This window comes from Stenotrophomonas maltophilia, assembly GCF_047782825.1.
GTDB lineage: Bacteria > Pseudomonadota > Gammaproteobacteria > Xanthomonadales > Xanthomonadaceae > Stenotrophomonas.
Genome location: NZ_CP180589.1, coordinates 479,948 through 495,825 on the forward strand (window position 1 = coordinate 479,948; position 15,878 = coordinate 495,825).

Here is a 15,878-nt window from a genome sequence, read left to right on the forward strand (position 1 = left end):
TGGCTGGGTGATGGCTATACTGGGCTGGCTTAACAGGTGCGGGAGCGAGGGCGCATGACGGCGTTGCAGGATCTGCGGGTACTGGTGGTCGAGAACGACGAGATGAGCGCGGCCCTGCTGCAGATGCAGCTGGTGCAGGCGGGTGCGCGGGTGGTCGGTCTGGCTGCTACGGTTGCCGAAGCCCTGTGCCTGCTGGCCGAGACCTCGCCGGACGTTGCCCTGCTGGATTACCGGCTGGCCCGCAACGAGACCAGCGAACCGGTGGCCGCAGCCCTGGCGGCGCGTGGCGTGCCTTTCGTGCTGGCCACCGGCATGACCGCCGAACAGGTGCCGGCGGCGATGCGCGGCGGCGTGCTGCTGGTCAAGCCCTACCTGTCGGTGGATCTGTCCAGGGCGCTGGTACGCGCGGTCGACTGCTCCAACGCGCAGGCCTGATCTCGGGCTGCCGGCTCAGGCCGCCTCTTCGAATACATAACGCAGGTCCTCGCGGTCATCGAGGATCGCGTACTGCGTGGCCAGCTGGTCCGGATCGGGGTTGAGCCAGGCATCCAGGTGTTCCGTGCGGATCGGTACCACGCCGCGGTCGTGGCCGGCAGCGGCAACATCGGCCGGCGGTGCATCGGTGATCGTCGCGAACGACAGCAGCCGGCCTTCGGGGCCTTCCCATTCGGCCCAGAGGCAGGCCAGCAGCAGGTCCCTGGGTGGATCGGGTCGGAATTCCAGCACCACGTCCTGTTCCTTTTCTTCGGCCCCCAGGCTGCGCCCGGCGATGGCGTGGCGCGGCACGTGTTCGTAGAAGGCACGCACCACCACCACGCCATGGCGCAGGCCGAAGGCGCCGCGCCAATAACCTTCCAGGCTGTCGCGGCGCGCGTTGTAGGTGCCCGGGTACAGCACGTCGTTGCGTGCAGGCTTGTCCGGCAGGCGGCACTGGTAGCGCATCGGCTTGATGACCCGCTTGCCGTTTTCGCTGACCATTACCGGCGCATACGTGCCGGGGAAGATGCGGTTGTCGCGCGGCAGCAGCTGCGCGCGGTGCAGATCCTCCAGGCGTGCCTGCGCGCGCTCGATGCGGTTGCCGGCCACGCGCAGGTCGTTGCGCGCTTTCTGCGTGGGGCGGGTGGCCAGGGTTGCATTGGCGATATCGCGGCGCTCGGCCTGTTTCACCAGTTCTGCTTCCAGCGCCCGCTGTTCTTCGGCATGCCACTGCTGGATCTTCGCCACGATGTCGCGGCCCTGTTCGGTGCGTGCGCCGGCAAAGCCATCGTCCATGGCCTTGGGTGTCTTCGGCCGCTTCTTGCCGGGGTCGTGTGCGTACAGCTCGGCGAATTCTTCCAGCGACAGGACGGCGCCGTACTCACGGACGAGCTTGGCGTAGTCGGCGCGGATCAGGGCGGAATAGCACATGGGGAATCTGCTGGTGGTATTCGCAGCGGCTGCGACGGGGTTGCGGCAGGATAGCCCGAGTCCAGGGAGATACCGCATGAACGATTCGATCACGCCGCAGTTCCGCGATGCCGTACCCACCGTCGAGGATTACTGCCAGCTGCGTGCGCTGGCCGGGCTGAGCGCGAAGTCCCGCGAGGCAGCCGAGCGGGCGTTGCCGAACACCCTGTTCGGGGTCTGTGCTTACCAGGGCAGCGAACTGGTGGCGATGGGGCGCATCGTTGGCGATGGCGGCTGCCACCTGCAGGTCTGCGATATCGCGGTACTGCCCCGGCTGCAGGGGCGGGGGCTGGGCAAGGAAGTGATGCGTCGGCTGGATGCATGGATGCAGGCGAACCTGCCGCCGTCGGCGTATGTCAGCCTGCTGGCCGATGGCGAGGCGCACCGCCTGTATGCGCAGTTCGGCTTTGCGCCGACCGCGCCCGCATCGATCGGGATGTATCGGCGGTTCTGAGTCCGTGGCATCAGGCATTCATCCACGCATGGCGTGGATCTACTGGAATGACAGGCAAAGAAAAACCCCGGCCGAGGCCGGGGTCTTCAAGAATTGGCGTCCCCACGGGGATTCGAACCCCGGTCGCCACCGTGAAAGGGTGATGTCCTAGGCCTCTAGACGATGGGGACGCACGAAAACTTCAAGTTGTAGATCCTTCGACGGCCTAATGTCGAAAGTGGTGGAGCCAAGCGGGATCGAACCGCTGACCTCCTGCATGCCATGCAGGCGCTCTCCCAGCTGAGCTATGGCCCCATGAAACTCCGGATTGTCCTGCCGGGAGCAGGGTCCGTTTTGAAACTGGCGTCCCCACGGGGATTCGAACCCCGGTCGCCACCGTGAAAGGGTGATGTCCTAGGCCTCTAGACGATGGGGACGCACGAAAAACTTCAAGTTGTAGAACCTTCGACGGCCTAATGTCGAAAGTGGTGGAGCCAAGCGGGATCGAACCGCTGACCTCCTGCATGCCATGCAGGCGCTCTCCCAGCTGAGCTATGGCCCCGTGTTACCGAGCCGCCTATCTTACCAACGTATTCACCTTTGTGGAAGCTTTTTTTTCGCTTTCTTCGTTGTGATTCACCAGGGCCACAAGGGCAGGGGAACCACAACGCCACAACCTGAACGCCGGTGGGCGGTGAACAAAAAAGACCCGGTTATCGGCCGGGTCCTCGTTGTTCGTGATGAGTGGCGTCCCCACGGGGATTCGAACCCCGGTCGCCACCGTGAAAGGGTGATGTCCTAGGCCTCTAGACGATGGGGACGCAGATCTCATCAATGTTCTTTAGCGACCTTTCGACGGCCTAATGCCGAAAGATTGGTGGAGCCAAGCGGGATCGAACCGCTGACCTCCTGCATGCCATGCAGGCGCTCTCCCAGCTGAGCTATGGCCCCACGTCGCTGAGGAGCGAAATAATAGCTGTGCCCCCGGGGGTTGGCAAGCGTTTGTTGCACTTTTCTTCACGTCCGTTGCGAAGCCGATGTCAGCTGCCCGGCAGGCGCTGCGCGCGCAGGCGCAACGCGTTGCTGATCACCGATACCGAGCTCAGGCTCATCGCCACTGCCGCCAGCATCGGCGACAGGGTGATGCCCCACGGCACCAGTACACCGGCAGCGACTGGAATGCCCAGGCCGTTGTAGAGGAAGGCGAAGCCGAGGTTCTGCCGCATGTTGCGCACGGCTGCACGCGACAACTGGCGCGCGCGCAGGATGCCGCGCAGATCGCCCTTCACCAGGGTGACCTGCGCGCTGGACATGGCCACGTCGGTGCCGGTGCCCATGGCGATGCCCACGTTGGCACTGGCCAGCGCCGGCGCATCGTTGATGCCATCGCCCGCCATCGCCACGATGCGCCCCTGTGCCTGCAGCTGCTGCACCAGCGTGGCCTTGTCGGCAGGACGGGTTTCGCCATGCACTTCATCCAGGCCCAGCGTGGATGCCACTGCCTGTGCCGTCAGCAGCCCATCGCCGGTGGCCATGATGATGCGCAGGCCGTCGCGATGCAGTGCGGCGATCGCTTCAGCGGTGGTCGACTTGATCGGGTCGGCCACCGACAGCAGGCCGGCCAGTTGCCCGCCCACGGCCAGGTACATCACGCTGGCGCCGCGCCGGCGCAGCGCATCGGCCTGTTCCTGCAGCGCGGCGACCGACACCGATTGCTCGGCCATCAATGCAGTGTTGCCCAACCACATCGTGCGGCCGTCCACCTGGCCGCGTACGCCCAGGCCGGTGATCGAATCGAAATCATCGGCTGCCAGCAGCGGCAGGCCGCGCGTGCGGGCTTCGGCCACGATGGCTTCAGCCAGCGGATGTTCGCTGCCCTGGTCCAGGCTGGCGGCCCATTGCAGCACCTGCGTGCTGTCGAATCCCGTGGCCGCGTGCACGGCGTCGAAGGCGGGGCGGCCTTCAGTGAGCGTGCCGGTCTTGTCGACCACCAGCGTGTCGACCTTGCCCAGTGCTTCGATCGCTTCGGCATCGCGGAACAGCACGCCGTGCTGCGCGGCGCGGCCGGTGGCGACCATGATCGACATGGGCGTGGCCAGCCCCAGCGCACATGGGCAGGCGATGATCAGCACCGCCACGGCGCTGAGCACACCATGCGTCCATGACGGCTCGGGCCCGAACAGGCCCCAGCCCAACAGCGCCAGTGCGGCCACCGCCAGCACCGCCAGCACGAACCAGTACGCCACCTTGTCGGCCATGCGCTGCATCGGCGCGCGCGAGCGCTGCGCCTGCGCGACCAGCTGCACGATCTGCGCCAGCATGCTGTCATCGCCCACGCGCTCGGCTTCGATCACCAGCGCGCCGGAACCGTTCAGGGTCGCGCCGATCACGCTGTCGCCCGCCTGCTTGGTCACCGGCACCGGCTCGCCGGTCAGCATCGATTCGTCCAGCGTGGAGCGGCCTTCCAGCACGCGGCCGTCCACCGGTACTTTTTCGCCGGGGCGGACGCGCAGGCGATCGCCGGCCTTCACCAGGGCCAGTTCCACGTCATGCTCGCTGCCATCGGCATCGATCCGCCGCGCGGTCTTCGGTGCCAGGCCCAGCAGCGCCTTGATCGCCGCCGAGGTCTTGGCCCGTGCGCGCAGTTCCATCAGCTGGCCCAGCAGGGTGAGCGAAATGATCACCGCCGCCGCTTCGAAGTAGACGCCCACGTGGCCGTGCTGCTGGAAGGAGGGCGGGAACAGGCCCGGTGCCACCGTGGCCACCACGCTGTAGCCATAGGCGGCGATGACGCCGGTGCCGATCAGCGTCCACATGTTCGGGCTGCGGTTGCGGATCGACTGTGCCCAGCGTTCAAGGAACGGCCAGCCGGCCCACAGCACCACCGGGGTGGCCAGCGCGCCTTCGATCCAGACCCGCAGCGTGGGCGACAGCGCGTGCAGCAGCGGCGTCATCGCCAGCATGGCCAGCGCCATGGTCGCGATGCTCAGCGGCAGCGACACCCAGAAGCGGCGGCGGAAATCGGTCAGCTCCGGATTCTCGCCCTCGTCCAGGCTGGGCATCATCGGCTCCAGCGCCATGCCGCAGATCGGGCAGGTGCCGGGGCCTTCCTGCACGATTTCCGGATCCATCGGGCAGGTGTAGAGCGTGCCGGCCGGGACCTCCGGCGCCACGTAGGACGACGGATCCAGATAGCGCTGTGGATCGGCGATGAACTTCTGCCGGCAACCGCCGCTGCAGAAGTGGTAGTCCTGGCCCTGGTGATGGGCATGGTGCGCCGTGGTGGCGGGGTCCACGTCCATGCCGCAGACCAGGTCCTTCACTGTCGCGGCACCGGCGCTGGCCGGCGTGTGCCCCCCGCAGCAGCCGCTGGCCTTCTTCGGCGCGCTTTCAACGGGCCTGCTGCCGTCGAAGGCGGCGGGATCAGCCAGGAAGCGCTCGCGGCAGCGTGCCGAGCAGAAGTGCCACTCGCGGCCAGCGTGTGTGGCGTGATGCGCTGTGCTGGCCGGGTCCACCTGCATGCCGCAGACCGGGTCCTTCACGGTGGCGGTCTTCTTCGCGCCGCCGCAGCAGCCACCGGCGGTGGGGGGCGTGCCGTGCTGGGAATGTCCGTTGTTCATGCGTTGTCCTCGGTCAGCGCGGCCAGGATCGGGCACTGTTCCAGTGCGCCATGGCCGGGGCAGGCGTCCACCAGCTGCGACAGCGCGGCGTGCATGCGCTGCAGCTCGGCCATGCGCTGTTCGATATCGGCCAGGCGTGCCTGCGCGGTACCGCGCACGCTGCCCATGTCCTGCTGGTGGCGATCACTCAGCGCCAGCAGTTCGGCAATTTCTTCCAGGCTGAAGCCCAGCGCCTTGGCGCGGCGGATGAAGCGCAGGCGGCGCAGGTCCTGTTCGCCGAAGATGCGGTAGCCCCCGGCCGAACGCGCCGCGGTGGGCAGCAGCTGCTGGCGCTCGTAGTAGCGGACGGTGTCGATCGGCACCCCGGCCTGGCGGGCCAGCTGTCCAATGTTCATGGCGCACTCCTGGAAGGTGGATGGCCATTGTCAACCCTGGAGTCTGGTCAAGAGTCAAGGGTTTGTGCCTGCCCCCCATTCAGGACACTTTGCAACTTTCTTCATAGCCGTCCTGTGGGACCACTTCCTAACCTTCGCCTTGACCGGCCGTTCGGCGGCCTGGATGAATGGAGGAAACAGGCTGTGGACGGACTCAGGAACGAAGGTTTCGTTGAAGTTGCCGTGGTCGAATACCCCGGGGGAGACCCCTCGGCGGCATCAGTACTGGCAGAGATGGCCCATGTGGCCAACCGCCTTGCACAACAGCAGCGGCGCAACTGCGCCCGGGTGGTGGTCACCCGCTGGATCGTGCCTTCCAGCAATACCGGTGTGCACCGTATCGCCGGTGCCGAGATGCTGGATGCCGCCATTCCGGCGGTGATCGCCCTGCCGGTCCAGGTCAGCCCGGGCATCGCGGTGCGGGCCGAGGACGTGCTGCTGGACTGGTTGCGGGCGCATTACGATGGCGGCAGCCTGCTGGCTGCGGCCGCCGATGGGGTGGGGGTGCTGGCGCGTGCCGGCCTGCTGGCCGGGCGCACCGTGTCCGGCCCCGATCTGCGGCGCCATCCCGGCCTGCAGGTGCAGTCCGCCAGCTGGGCACCCAGCGAGCGCGCCCTGGTGGACGATGGCGACCTGCTGACCGTTGCCGGCCCACAGGCATGGCGCTACCTGGGCCTGCGGCTGCTGTACCGCCTGCACGGGCAGGGCGTGGCCAGCGCAGTGGCCCAGCAACTGGGCATTTCCGTGCCGGTGGCCATCCAGCAGGACCTGGAACGCTTCAGCGCCAACTTCGCCCATGGCGATCGCGACGTGCTCAAGGCCCAGCGCTGGCTGCATACCACGGCAGCACGCGGGGCCACGTTGCCGGCCATCTGCGATATCTCCGGGCTGGAGCCGCGCACCCTGCAGCGCCGTTTCCTGAAGGCGACGGGCCTGCGCCCCATCGAGTACTGCCAGCGCCTGCGGGTGGCCAAGGCGCAGACGCTGCTGCAGCAGGGCGCCAGCATCGACGAAGTGGCCTGGGGTGTGGGTTATGCGGACCAGAGCGCGTTCCGCCGTCTGTTCCTGCGCATTGTGGGGATGACCCCCGCCAACTACCGGCGTCATGTCAGCAACGCACGCCGCGAGCGGCCCCCGCTGCCAGCGACGGGGCACCTGCGCAGTCTGCCCACGCCCAGTGAGCCGCAGGCACGGCGCGATGCAGCCTGATCGCGCTCGCTGGAGGGTCGTGCTTGCATCGTGGGCACGACACTTTGACCATGCAGGGCTCTGGAACGTGGTGCGGGTGACGTAATGCCAAGTGTGGGACCGGTGCCGATGCCGGTGGTGCTGATACTGATCAGTCTGTTGCTGGCGATGGGCCTGGCCCGGGTATGGCCCTCCGGCCAGCCCGTGCCGCCACGGCCTTCTGGCGCAGGGCGGGTGCTGGACATGCTGTTGATTGGGCTGCTCTGCGGCAGGCTGTCCTTCATCGTCGCCAATTTCGCGCTCTATCGTGACGCGCCCTGGAGCATGCTGCAGATCGCCGATGGCGGTTACCACGTCGTGGTGGTGTTCGCGGCGGCCCTGGCCTGGGGCCTCTGGAGCCTGCGCCAGCATCGATCACTGCGGGTGCCCGTGTTGTGCAGCGCGCTGGCCGGTGCACTGCTGTGGTCGGGCGGGGCCCTCATGCTGGCCCGCTGGCAGGCCAACGCCCTGCCGGTGCCTGCGGTGCAGGTGGTGGATCTGCAGGGCAGGGTGCTGGACCTGCAGCAGTTCCGTGGCAAGCCGCTGGTGCTGAACCTCTGGGCCAGCTGGTGCGGGCCGTGCCGCCGGGAGATGCCGGTGCTGGCCCACGCCCAGCAGGCGCATGCCGATGTCCAGTTCGTCTTTCTCAACCAGGGCGAAAGCCTGGACGAGGTCCAGTCCTTTCTTGCCGCTGAACGCCTGAGCCTGCGCGATGTCCTGCTGGACGAGCCCTCCGCCGCGTCGACCACGCTGGGCGTGCGTGCCTATCCCTCGACCCTGTTCTTCGATGCTCAGGGGCGCCTGCAGGATCTGCATCTGGGTGAACTGACCCAGGCCGGTCTTGAACACAAACTGCGCAGGCTGCGGTAGCCTGCGCGGGCATTTATTTCTGGAGTTCCCATGCTGTCGATTTCCCTGCGTACCGCACCGGCGTTGCTGGTACTGCCGTTGATGCTGGCCCTGACCGCCTGCAGCCAGGCGCAGACGCCGCCGGGCAAAGCCCCCGCCAATGCCGCCGCAACCGCGCCGGCCGCGGTCAGCAAGGGTGAACGGCCCGCTGTCCTGAAGGGCATCGAGAAGCATGGCTTCGAAGTGGTGGCCGAGTTCGAGGCACCGGGTGGCCTGCGTGGTTTCGCTGGCGTGGTGGGTGGGCAGCAGCCGGCGGCGGCCTATGTAACCGCAGATGGCAAGCATGTGCTGGTCGGCAGCCTGTTCGATGCCGAAGGCAACGATGTGTCCGCACAGGCCGTGGAAAAGCTTGCTGCCGTGCCGATGTCGGCCAAGATGTGGAGCAAGCTGGAAGGCAGCGCCTGGGTCCGTGACGGCAAGGCCGACGCGCCGCGCGTGGTCTATACCTTCAGCGATGCCAACTGCCCGTACTGCCACAAGTTCTGGGATGCCGCACGGCCGTGGGTCGATGCCGGCAAGGTGCAGCTGCGCCACATCATGGTGGGCGTGATCCGCGAGGACAGCCCGGCCAAGGCTGCGGCCATCCTGGCTGCACGTGATCCCAGCGCCGCGCTGCTGGAAAACGAACACCAGTTCGATCGCGGTGGCATCAAGCCGCTGCCGAACATCAGCCGCGAAATTGCCGGAAAGCTCGATGCCAACCAGGTGCTGATGATCGAGATGGGCTTCCAGGGCACGCCGGGCATCCTGTTCCAGGATGCCGATGGCATCGTGCAGCGCCTTTCAGGCCTGCCGCAGGGCGAAGACCTGCAGAAGGTACTGGGCCCGCGTTGATCGCGAACCGCTACCGTGGATGAAGGCCGCAGGCCCGCATGGCAACATGCGGGCCTGTTGCGTTCTGCGGCCACGGCGCCCGGAAATGCCTGCGCACGGGGCCGCACACCGTCACGTATGAATAGTGACTGACATCAAGCATTGCGACTTGATCGCAATCAAGGCCAAAAACGACAGCCGAACTAGCCTTGACGCATGGAATACAGCGTCACCGTGCGATGGATGCCGCCCCGCGACCGCACCTGGAACAGAGGTGCGACCCGAGTCATTCACGACACTCTCACCCAGCGGTTGCTACCCAGACCCCTGTGGTCGCCACCCCTTTGGCAGCGCAGCCGCAGTCGGGTCAACGGCAGCAAGGGCAGGGCGATGTCATCGTCCTGTTGCCTGCAACGCGCAGGCTGCCGACAGGCACCGACGCAGTATCCGCAATCCAGCAACGGCAGGTCGCTGTCGGGATGGCGCACGCGCACATGCCGGCAGTGCTACGCGATTGTTCGCCCAAGGAGGATGCAATGCGCTTGGCGGTTCTGAGTCTGGCTTGTCTGGCTGCGCTGGCGGCAACGCCCGCGCAGGCCGAGGATGACGCGCAGGCGCTGCGGCGTGAGATCAATGCCATGCAGCAGACGCTGCAGGGGCTGCAGCAGCGGCTGGACCGGCTGGAGCAGCACCAGACAGGCGCTGATGCGGCTGCCGTGACAGCACCGGCGGCGTCTGCCGCCCCGCGAGTTCCGGCGCCGCCGGCCACATCGCCCACGTCCATGGTCGCCTCGGTGCTGCACCCTACGCAGGTGCCCGGGGTCGCGCCGCCCGTGTTGCCGCAGCGCGATTCGGTGGCCGATCCGTCCACCGCTGCATCACGACCGGACAGCGCCGCCGGCCCCACCGATCCCGACCTGAAGGGCTTCTTCGCCATTCCCGGGACCGACACGGTCATCCGCATCGGTGGTTACGCCAAACTCGACGCCATCGCCGATTCGCGCGCGGCGGGTGACGAGGACCAGTTCATTCCCTCGTCGATGCCGGTGGGTGGCAGTCACCGCGATGTCTCCAACTTCAACATCCACGCCAAGCAGACGCGTTTCAGTTTCGAGGCGCGGCGGCCGACCACGCACGGCAACCTGCGCTTCTACCTGGAAAACGACTTCTTCGGCAGCAGCGACGGCTATCAGTTCCGGCTGCGCCATGCCTACGGCCAGCTGGGCAACACCTATGCAGGCTACGGTTATTCCAGCTTCATGGATCCGGACAGCCTGCCCGACACGCTGGACTTCGCCGGCCCGGGGGGGCGCTGGCTACCTGCTGGTGGCCGGGATCCACCACAGCTTCGCGGTGGGCAAGGGCACTGCGCTCACCCTTGCCGCCGAGGACCCGGATACCGAACTGGCCGGGGCCAGCGATGCGATGGCGGCGGTGAACCGCCTGCCCGATGTCAGCATCACCGCGCGCATGGAGCGCGACTGGGGGCATCTGCAGCTGGGGGCGGTAGCGCGCAGCCTGGCCTATGACGGTGCCGACGCGCGTGACCGGCGCATGGGCGGCGGCCTGCAGCTGAGTGGTTCTGCGGCGGTGGGCGAACGTGATCTGCTGCTGTTCGGCGTGCTGGGTGGCCGTGGGCTGAGCCGTTACACCGCCGATCTCACTGGCTCCGGCCTGGACGCGGTGGTCGGTGCCGATGGGCGGCTGGATGCGCTGGACCTGCACGGTGGTTTTGTCGGCTACACACACTATTGGTCCGAGCTGTGGCGCTCGAACCTGATCGTCGGCCAGTTGACCCTGGAGCGGAATGGCGCACTGGCGGCCGATGCCTTCCGCGAAAGCCGCTACGGCGTGTTCAACCTGATCTGGAGCCCGGCGCCCTCCTGGACGATGGGCATGGAGCTGCTGTACGGGCGCCTGGAACAGCAGAGCGGCGCACGCGGCGACACGGTCCGGCTGCAGGGCAGCCTGCAATACAACTTCATCAAGTAGGCGCCAGCGGCGTTACGCCAGCGCAGCGTGTCCCCATGCCCGGCGCCGCCGGGTCAATGCCCGCTTCAGGAGAGTGTCATGGCAGAAGCAAAGAAAATCGGGGTGGTTGGAGCCACCTTCCTCGTCGCCGGCAACATGATGGGTTCCGGTGTGTTCCTGTTGCCATCCAGCCTGGCCAAGATCGGCACCGCGTCGATCTGGGGCTGGCTGATCACCACGGCCGGCGCGCTGCTGCTGGCCTTCGTGTTCGCCAAGCTGGGCAAGCTGGCGCCCAAGGCGGGCGGCCCCTATGCCTACGCCCGCGACTGGTTCGGCCCATACATGGGCTTCCAGACCAACACCATCTACTGGTTCGCCAACTGGATCGGCAACGTTGCCATTCCCATCGCCGCAGTGGGCTATTTCAGCTATTTCTTCCCGATCCTGTCGGAGCCGCTGGTGCGCTGCATCGCGGTGCTCATCCTGGTGTGGGCGCTGAGTTTCGCCAACATGATCGGCCCGGCCTTCGTCAGCCGGGTACAGACGGTCACCACCAGTTTCGCCCTGGTGCCGATCCTGGGCATCGCCATCTTCGGCTGGTTCTTCTTCGATGCCGATATCTTCAAGGGCGCCTACAACGTGTCGGGTGAATCGAACTTCGGTGCGATCTCCAGCGCGGCGGCGCTCACCCTGTGGGCCTTCATCGGCGTGGAATCGGCATCGGTGACGGCAGGCGTGGTGGAGAACCCGGAAAAGAACGTGGCCCGCGCCACCCTGGCCGGCGTGTTCCTGGCCGCCATCGCCTACATCGCCAGTTCGTCGGTGATCATGGGCATGGTGCCCAACGGCGAGCTGCAGACGTCCGATGCGCCGTTCGCACTGGCGGCGGCCAAGGCCGTGGGTGGCTGGGGCGGCGCGGTGGTCAGCCTGTGTGCCTTCGTCGGTGCCGCCGGTTCGCTGGGTGGCTGGATCCTGCTGACCGCACAAAGCGCAAAGGCGGCGTCGGACGACGGCCTGTTCCCCAGCATCTTCAGCAAGACCAACAAGGACGATGTGCCGGTGAAGGGCGTGCTGATCGTGGCCGTGCTGATGACCCTGGCGGTGCTGGTCACCTCCACGTCGGAAACGGCTTCGGCGCAGTTCGATGTGATCACCTCGGCGGCAGTGGTGCTGACCCTGCTGCCCTACATCTACTCCTGCGTGGCCTGTTACTTCGTGGTTGAGCGCTCGCACACGCTGGTGCACACCGGTGCGTTCTGGACCCTGACCAGCCTGACGGTCGTGTACTGCCTGTGGGCCATCTACGGCTCGTCGGGAAGCATCGTGCAGTACGCCTTCCTGTTCGTGCTGTTCATCACCGTGTTCTATCCCTTCTTCAGCGAGGAGCGCCGCCAGCAGCGGCAGCGCGCCCGCGAGGCATCGGCCATCACCGCCGGCGCCCAGCGTTCCTGAGTTCGACAAGGAGAATCAACGTGTACTTCAAGTCCCTGGATTACCCGGTCATCGTCATCGACAACGACTACGAGTCTCCGCGCATCGGTGGCATCCTGATCCGCGCGCTGGTGGAAGAACTGCGTGGCAGTGACCAGCGCGTGCTGTGCGGCCTGAACCTGGAGGATGCGCGCGCCGGTGCGCGCACCTATGTGGCCGCGTCCGCGGTGCTGATCTCCATCGATGGCAGCGAAGAGGTGGATGGCGAGTTCCAGCGGCTGACCGCCTTCCTGCGCGAACAGAGCGCGCGCCGTGCCAACCTGCCGGTGTTCCTGTACGGCGAGCGCCGCACCATCGAGAAGGTGCCAAGCAAGCTGCTCAAGCACATCCACGGCTTCATCTTCCTGTTCGAGGACACCAAGAGCTTCATCGCACGGCAGGTCATGCGCGCGGCCGAAGACTACATGAAGAACCTGCTGCCGCCGTTCTTCAAGGCGCTCATCCACCACGCGGCCGAATCGAACTATTCCTGGCATACGCCGGGCCATGCCGGCGGCGTGGCGTTCACCAAATCGCCGGTGGGGCGTGCCTTCCACCAGTTCTATGGTGAGAATACGCTGCGCAGCGACCTGTCGATCTCGGTGCCGGAGCTGGGCTCGCTGCTGGACCATACCGGCCCGATCAAGGATGCAGAGGAGGAAGCCGCGCGCAACTTCGGTGCCGACCACACCTTCTTCGTCACCAACGGTACCTCCACCGCCAACAAGATCGTCTGGCATGGCACGGTAGCCCGCGGCGATGTGGTGTTCGTCGACCGCAACTGCCACAAGTCGCTGCTGCATTCGCTGATCATGACCGGTGCGGTGCCGGTGTACTTCACCCCCAGTCGCAACGCCCACGGCATCATCGGCCCGATCAGCCTGGACCAGTTCACCCCCGAATCACTGCAGCAGCGCATCGCCGCCAATCCCCTGGCCAGCAAGGCCTACACCGCCGGCTCCAAGCCGCGCATCGCGGTGGTCACCAATTCCACCTACGATGGCCTGTGCTACAACGCCGAGAAAATCGCCGACGAGATCGGCAGTGCGGTCGACTTCCTGCACTTCGATGAAGCCTGGTATGCCTACGCGGCGTTCCATCCGTTCTACGAGAACCACTACGGCATGGCCAAGGGCAAGCCGCGCGAGCAGGATGCGATCATCTTCACCACGCATTCGACCCACAAGCTGCTGGCTGCCTTCTCGCAGGCGTCGATGATCCACGTGCGCAACTCGGCACAACGCAACCTGGATGCCGAGCGCTTCAACGAATCGTTCATGATGCACACCTCCACCAGTCCGCATTACGGCGTGATCGCTGCCTGCGACGTGGCCTCGAAGATGATGGAGGGCGATGCCGGCCGTTCGCTGGTGCAGGAAATGCACGACGAGGCGATCGCCTTCCGTCGCGCGATGCTGCATGTGCGCGATGATCTGGGCCGGAACGACTGGTGGTTCAGCGTGTGGCAGCCGACCCAGGTCGAGCGCAGCCTGGACAAGGGCGATACGCCGGCGCCGCTGGTGGCCCGGCGCGAGGAGTGGTATCTGCAGCCGGACGCGCACTGGCACGGGTTCGAGAACCTGGTGGACGACTATGTGCTGATCGACCCGATCAAGGTGACCCTGCTGACCCCGGGGCTGTCGATGGACGGCAGCATGGGCCGGCTGGGCATCCCGGCGGCGGTGCTGAGCAAGTTCCTGTGGGGCCGCGGCATCACCGTGGAGAAGACCAACCTGTACTCGGTGCTGTTCCTGTTCTCGATGGGCATCACCAAGGGCAAGTGGAGCACCTTGGTGACCGAGCTGATGGCCTTCAAGGAACTGTATGACCGCAACGCGCCGCTGAGCCAGGCACTGCCGACGCTGGCCGCTGACTACCCGGTGGCCTATGCCGGCTGGGGCCTGCGTGACCTGTGCGACGCGCTGCACGCATTCAACCAGGAATTCGCGGTGGCCAAGGTGATGCGTGAGATGTACGTGGACCCGCCGACCCCGGTGATGACCCCGGCCGATGCCTACAACCATCTGGTGAAGGGCGAGATCGAGCGGGTCGACATCGAACAGCTCAGTGGCCGTATTGCCGCGACCATGCTGGTGCCATACCCGCCGGGCATCCCGACGATCATGCCGGGCGAACGCTTCGGTGCCAGCGATGAACCGATCATCCAGTCGCTGCGCATCGCCCGCGAACAGAACGCGCGCTTCCCCGGTTTCGAGTCGGATGTGCATGGGTTGATCATCGAACACGGCGAGGACGGCGTCAGCTACCGGGTGGAGGTGCTGAAGGCCTGACCTTCCGGGCTGTGCGGCCGGGCCCTGTCCGGCCGCCACGGAGCGATGATGCTTGACCTCAACTTGAGTTGAGGTCGCAGACTGCGGCGCATTCCCCACGAGGCTTGCGCGATGAACCTGTTGACCACCCCCGGCCCCAGCCATGGCCTGTTGGACGTGTTCGATGTTCCCGGGTTGTACGACCCCAGCCCCAACGGTTATTCGCACGTAGCGGTGGTGAGGCTTCCCGCGCGCGTGATCCATATCGCCGGGCAGGGCGGGGAGAACGAGGACGGCCAGCTGTCGCCCAGCTTCGAGGTGCAGGTCGGGCAGGCGCTGGACAACCTGCAGACCGCATTGCGTTCAGCGCAGGCCAGCCTGGCCGACGTGGCGCGTATGCGCATCCTGGTGGTCGATCATGACGAGGACCGCCTGGGCATCATCGCCCGCCAGGTGCGGCAGCGCTGGGCGAACCGGCCGGGTCCGACCTGCACGCTGATTCCGGTGCCGCGGCTGGCCCTGGACGGCATGTTGTTCGAGATCGAGGCCGAGGCCTACACCGCTTGATGCAGGAAGTACTCCACCGGCACGACGCGTTCCAGCGGGGCCTTCAGTTCGTCGGGCGGAGCCGGTAGCGGCTGGGCGCGGCGGAAGGTCTGCAGGGCGGCTTCATCCAGCAGCGGTTGGCCGCTGGACTGTTCCAGCCGCAGCAGCAGCAGACGGCCGCTGCGGTCGACGCTCACCCGCACCCACGCGGTGCCTTCCTGGCGCCGTGCGCGTGCGGCGGCGGGGTAATAGCGGTAACGCTGCAGACGCGCCATCAACCGTGCTTCCCACTGGTCGCTGGCGGCGCCGGCCTGGGTCTGCGCAGGTGGGGCGTCTGGAGTGGGCGGCGCGGCCGCGATCGATGCCGAGGCAGGTGGGGCGTCGATCGCGGCCGCAGGCGGAGCGATCAACAGGGGTTGCCGGCCGTTGCCTGCAGCTTCACTGGCGGCCTGTTCGCCTTCGCGCGCTGCGGTCGGCGTGGGCGGCGGTGTTGCAGGGGCGGGCCGTGCTGCGCTGGCCTGCTGCGCCGGGCGGGGCGTATCGGCGTGGCGCTCTTCAACGGGGCGCGGCGGCGTGGCCGGCGCCAGCAGGCGCAGGCTGATGCGGATGTCCTGTTCGGGTGGCGGCAGTGGCGGCGTGGGTGACACCCAGTGCACCAGCAGCAACAGCGGCAACAGATGCAGACCCACGCTGATGGCGATGGCCTGCCAGTGACGGCTGCGCTCGCTCATCACGGGGC

General features: G+C 66.7%; 11 protein-coding genes, 6 tRNA genes and 3 pseudogenes. 10 read left to right on the forward strand and 10 right to left on the reverse strand.

Features of this window, described 5'->3' with window-relative positions; all coding sequences use genetic code 11:
- Window positions 1–54 precede the first annotated feature (54 nt).
- The gene (locus ACM2ZB_RS02225) at window positions 55–435 is read left to right on the forward strand and encodes a response regulator (RefSeq protein WP_313443468.1); all 381 of its coding nucleotides are present in this window, start codon (window positions 55–57) and stop codon (window positions 433–435) included.
- Window positions 436–450: 15 nt separating this feature from the next.
- Here the strand turns inward: ACM2ZB_RS02225 and ACM2ZB_RS02230 are convergent, their stop codons facing one another.
- On the reverse strand, window positions 451–1,407 hold the full coding sequence (locus ACM2ZB_RS02230) for an SOS response-associated peptidase family protein (RefSeq protein WP_416057258.1): 957 nt from the start codon (window positions 1,405–1,407) through the stop codon (window positions 451–453).
- A gap of 76 nt (window positions 1,408–1,483) precedes the next feature.
- On the opposite strand from ACM2ZB_RS02230, the gene ACM2ZB_RS02235 reads away from it, so the two are divergent.
- Entirely contained in the window at window positions 1,484–1,900 is a 417-nt protein-coding gene (locus ACM2ZB_RS02235; RefSeq protein WP_313443464.1) for a GNAT family N-acetyltransferase, read from the forward strand.
- Between the two features lie 94 nt (window positions 1,901–1,994).
- Here the strand turns inward: ACM2ZB_RS02235 and ACM2ZB_RS02240 are convergent.
- From ACM2ZB_RS02240 to ACM2ZB_RS02275, 8 genes are all read right to left on the reverse strand, one after another.
- Window positions 1,995–2,070 (reverse strand) — tRNA-Glu (locus ACM2ZB_RS02240).
- Between the two features lie 48 nt (window positions 2,071–2,118).
- A tRNA-Ala gene (locus ACM2ZB_RS02245) sits at window positions 2,119–2,194 on the reverse strand.
- 46 nt (window positions 2,195–2,240) lie between these two features.
- A tRNA-Glu gene (locus ACM2ZB_RS02250) sits at window positions 2,241–2,316 on the reverse strand.
- A gap of 49 nt (window positions 2,317–2,365) precedes the next feature.
- A tRNA-Ala gene (locus tag ACM2ZB_RS02255) sits at window positions 2,366–2,441 on the reverse strand.
- Between the two features lie 183 nt (window positions 2,442–2,624).
- Window positions 2,625–2,700, reverse strand: a tRNA-Glu gene (locus tag ACM2ZB_RS02260).
- Between the two features lie 54 nt (window positions 2,701–2,754).
- Window positions 2,755–2,830: transfer RNA gene (locus ACM2ZB_RS02265), tRNA-Ala, on the reverse strand.
- A gap of 89 nt (window positions 2,831–2,919) precedes the next feature.
- Window positions 2,920–5,499, reverse strand: coding sequence for a heavy metal translocating P-type ATPase (locus ACM2ZB_RS02270; protein ID WP_416057259.1), 2,580 nt, complete (start codon window positions 5,497–5,499; stop codon window positions 2,920–2,922).
- Complete coding sequence (locus ACM2ZB_RS02275) at window positions 5,496–5,894, reverse strand: heavy metal-responsive transcriptional regulator (RefSeq protein ID WP_313442884.1); 399 nt, start codon at window positions 5,892–5,894, stop codon at window positions 5,496–5,498. The genes ACM2ZB_RS02270 and ACM2ZB_RS02275 overlap by 4 nt, the downstream gene beginning before the upstream one ends.
- Window positions 5,895–6,077: 183 nt before the next feature.
- On the opposite strand from ACM2ZB_RS02275, the gene ACM2ZB_RS02280 reads away from it, so the two are divergent.
- The 8 genes and pseudogenes from ACM2ZB_RS02280 to ACM2ZB_RS02315 all read left to right on the forward strand — a co-directional run bounded on the left by ACM2ZB_RS02280 (window position 6,078) and on the right by ACM2ZB_RS02315 (window position 15,160).
- Complete coding sequence (locus tag ACM2ZB_RS02280) at window positions 6,078–7,142, forward strand: GlxA family transcriptional regulator (RefSeq protein WP_313442882.1); 1,065 nt, start codon at window positions 6,078–6,080, stop codon at window positions 7,140–7,142.
- Window positions 7,143–7,226: 84 nt separating this feature from the next.
- Window positions 7,227–8,030 carry a TlpA family protein disulfide reductase gene (locus tag ACM2ZB_RS02285; protein ID WP_416057260.1) on the forward strand — a complete coding sequence of 268 codons (804 nt, stop codon included), beginning with the start codon at window positions 7,227–7,229 and terminating at the stop codon, window positions 8,028–8,030.
- Window positions 8,031–8,060: 30 nt separating this feature from the next.
- Entirely contained in the window at window positions 8,061–8,903 is an 843-nt protein-coding gene (gene dsbG, locus ACM2ZB_RS02290) for a thiol:disulfide interchange protein DsbG (protein ID WP_416057261.1), read from the forward strand.
- A 515-nt stretch (window positions 8,904–9,418) separates the two neighbouring features.
- Window positions 9,419–10,874, forward strand: a pseudogene (locus ACM2ZB_RS02295) (DcaP family trimeric outer membrane transporter).
- A gap of 78 nt (window positions 10,875–10,952) precedes the next feature.
- Complete coding sequence (adiC, locus tag ACM2ZB_RS02300) at window positions 10,953–12,305, forward strand: arginine/agmatine antiporter (protein WP_313442874.1); 1,353 nt, start codon at window positions 10,953–10,955, stop codon at window positions 12,303–12,305.
- Between the two features lie 140 nt (window positions 12,306–12,445).
- Window positions 12,446–14,041, forward strand: a pseudogene (locus ACM2ZB_RS02305) (Orn/Lys/Arg decarboxylase N-terminal domain-containing protein); the annotation flags it as partial.
- Between the two features lie 195 nt (window positions 14,042–14,236).
- Window positions 14,237–14,614 (forward strand): annotated as a pseudogene (locus tag ACM2ZB_RS02310) (lysine decarboxylase); the annotation flags it as partial.
- A 111-nt stretch (window positions 14,615–14,725) separates the two neighbouring features.
- Complete coding sequence (locus ACM2ZB_RS02315) at window positions 14,726–15,160, forward strand: RidA family protein (protein WP_313442869.1); 435 nt, start codon at window positions 14,726–14,728, stop codon at window positions 15,158–15,160.
- On the opposite strand, the gene ACM2ZB_RS02320 is transcribed toward ACM2ZB_RS02315, so the two are convergent.
- On the reverse strand, window positions 15,148–15,870 hold the full coding sequence (locus ACM2ZB_RS02320) for an energy transducer TonB family protein (protein ID WP_416057262.1): 723 nt from the start codon (window positions 15,868–15,870) through the stop codon (window positions 15,148–15,150). The genes ACM2ZB_RS02315 and ACM2ZB_RS02320 overlap by 13 nt on opposite strands.
- Between the last annotated feature and the right edge of the window lie 8 nt (window positions 15,871–15,878).

Coding starts and splice junctions, on each gene's coding strand:
- ACM2ZB_RS02225 (WP_313443468.1), top strand. CDS start 55: ATGACGGCGTTGCAGGATCTGCGGGTACTGGTGGTCGAGAACGACGAG.
- dsbG (WP_416057261.1), top strand. CDS start 8,061: ATGCTGTCGATTTCCCTGCGTACCGCACCGGCGTTGCTGGTACTGCCG.
- ACM2ZB_RS02270 (WP_416057259.1), bottom strand. CDS start 5,499: ATGAACAACGGACATTCCCAGCACGGCACGCCCCCCACCGCCGGTGGC.
- ACM2ZB_RS02320 (WP_416057262.1), bottom strand. CDS start 15,870: ATGAGCGAGCGCAGCCGTCACTGGCAGGCCATCGCCATCAGCGTGGGT.
- ACM2ZB_RS02275 (WP_313442884.1), bottom strand. CDS start 5,894: ATGAACATTGGACAGCTGGCCCGCCAGGCCGGGGTGCCGATCGACACC.
- ACM2ZB_RS02315 (WP_313442869.1), top strand. CDS start 14,726: ATGAACCTGTTGACCACCCCCGGCCCCAGCCATGGCCTGTTGGACGTG.
- ACM2ZB_RS02285 (WP_416057260.1), top strand. CDS start 7,227: ATGCCAAGTGTGGGACCGGTGCCGATGCCGGTGGTGCTGATACTGATC.
- ACM2ZB_RS02235 (WP_313443464.1), top strand. CDS start 1,484: ATGAACGATTCGATCACGCCGCAGTTCCGCGATGCCGTACCCACCGTC.
- adiC (WP_313442874.1), top strand. CDS start 10,953: ATGGCAGAAGCAAAGAAAATCGGGGTGGTTGGAGCCACCTTCCTCGTC.
- ACM2ZB_RS02230 (WP_416057258.1), bottom strand. CDS start 1,407: ATGTGCTATTCCGCCCTGATCCGCGCCGACTACGCCAAGCTCGTCCGT.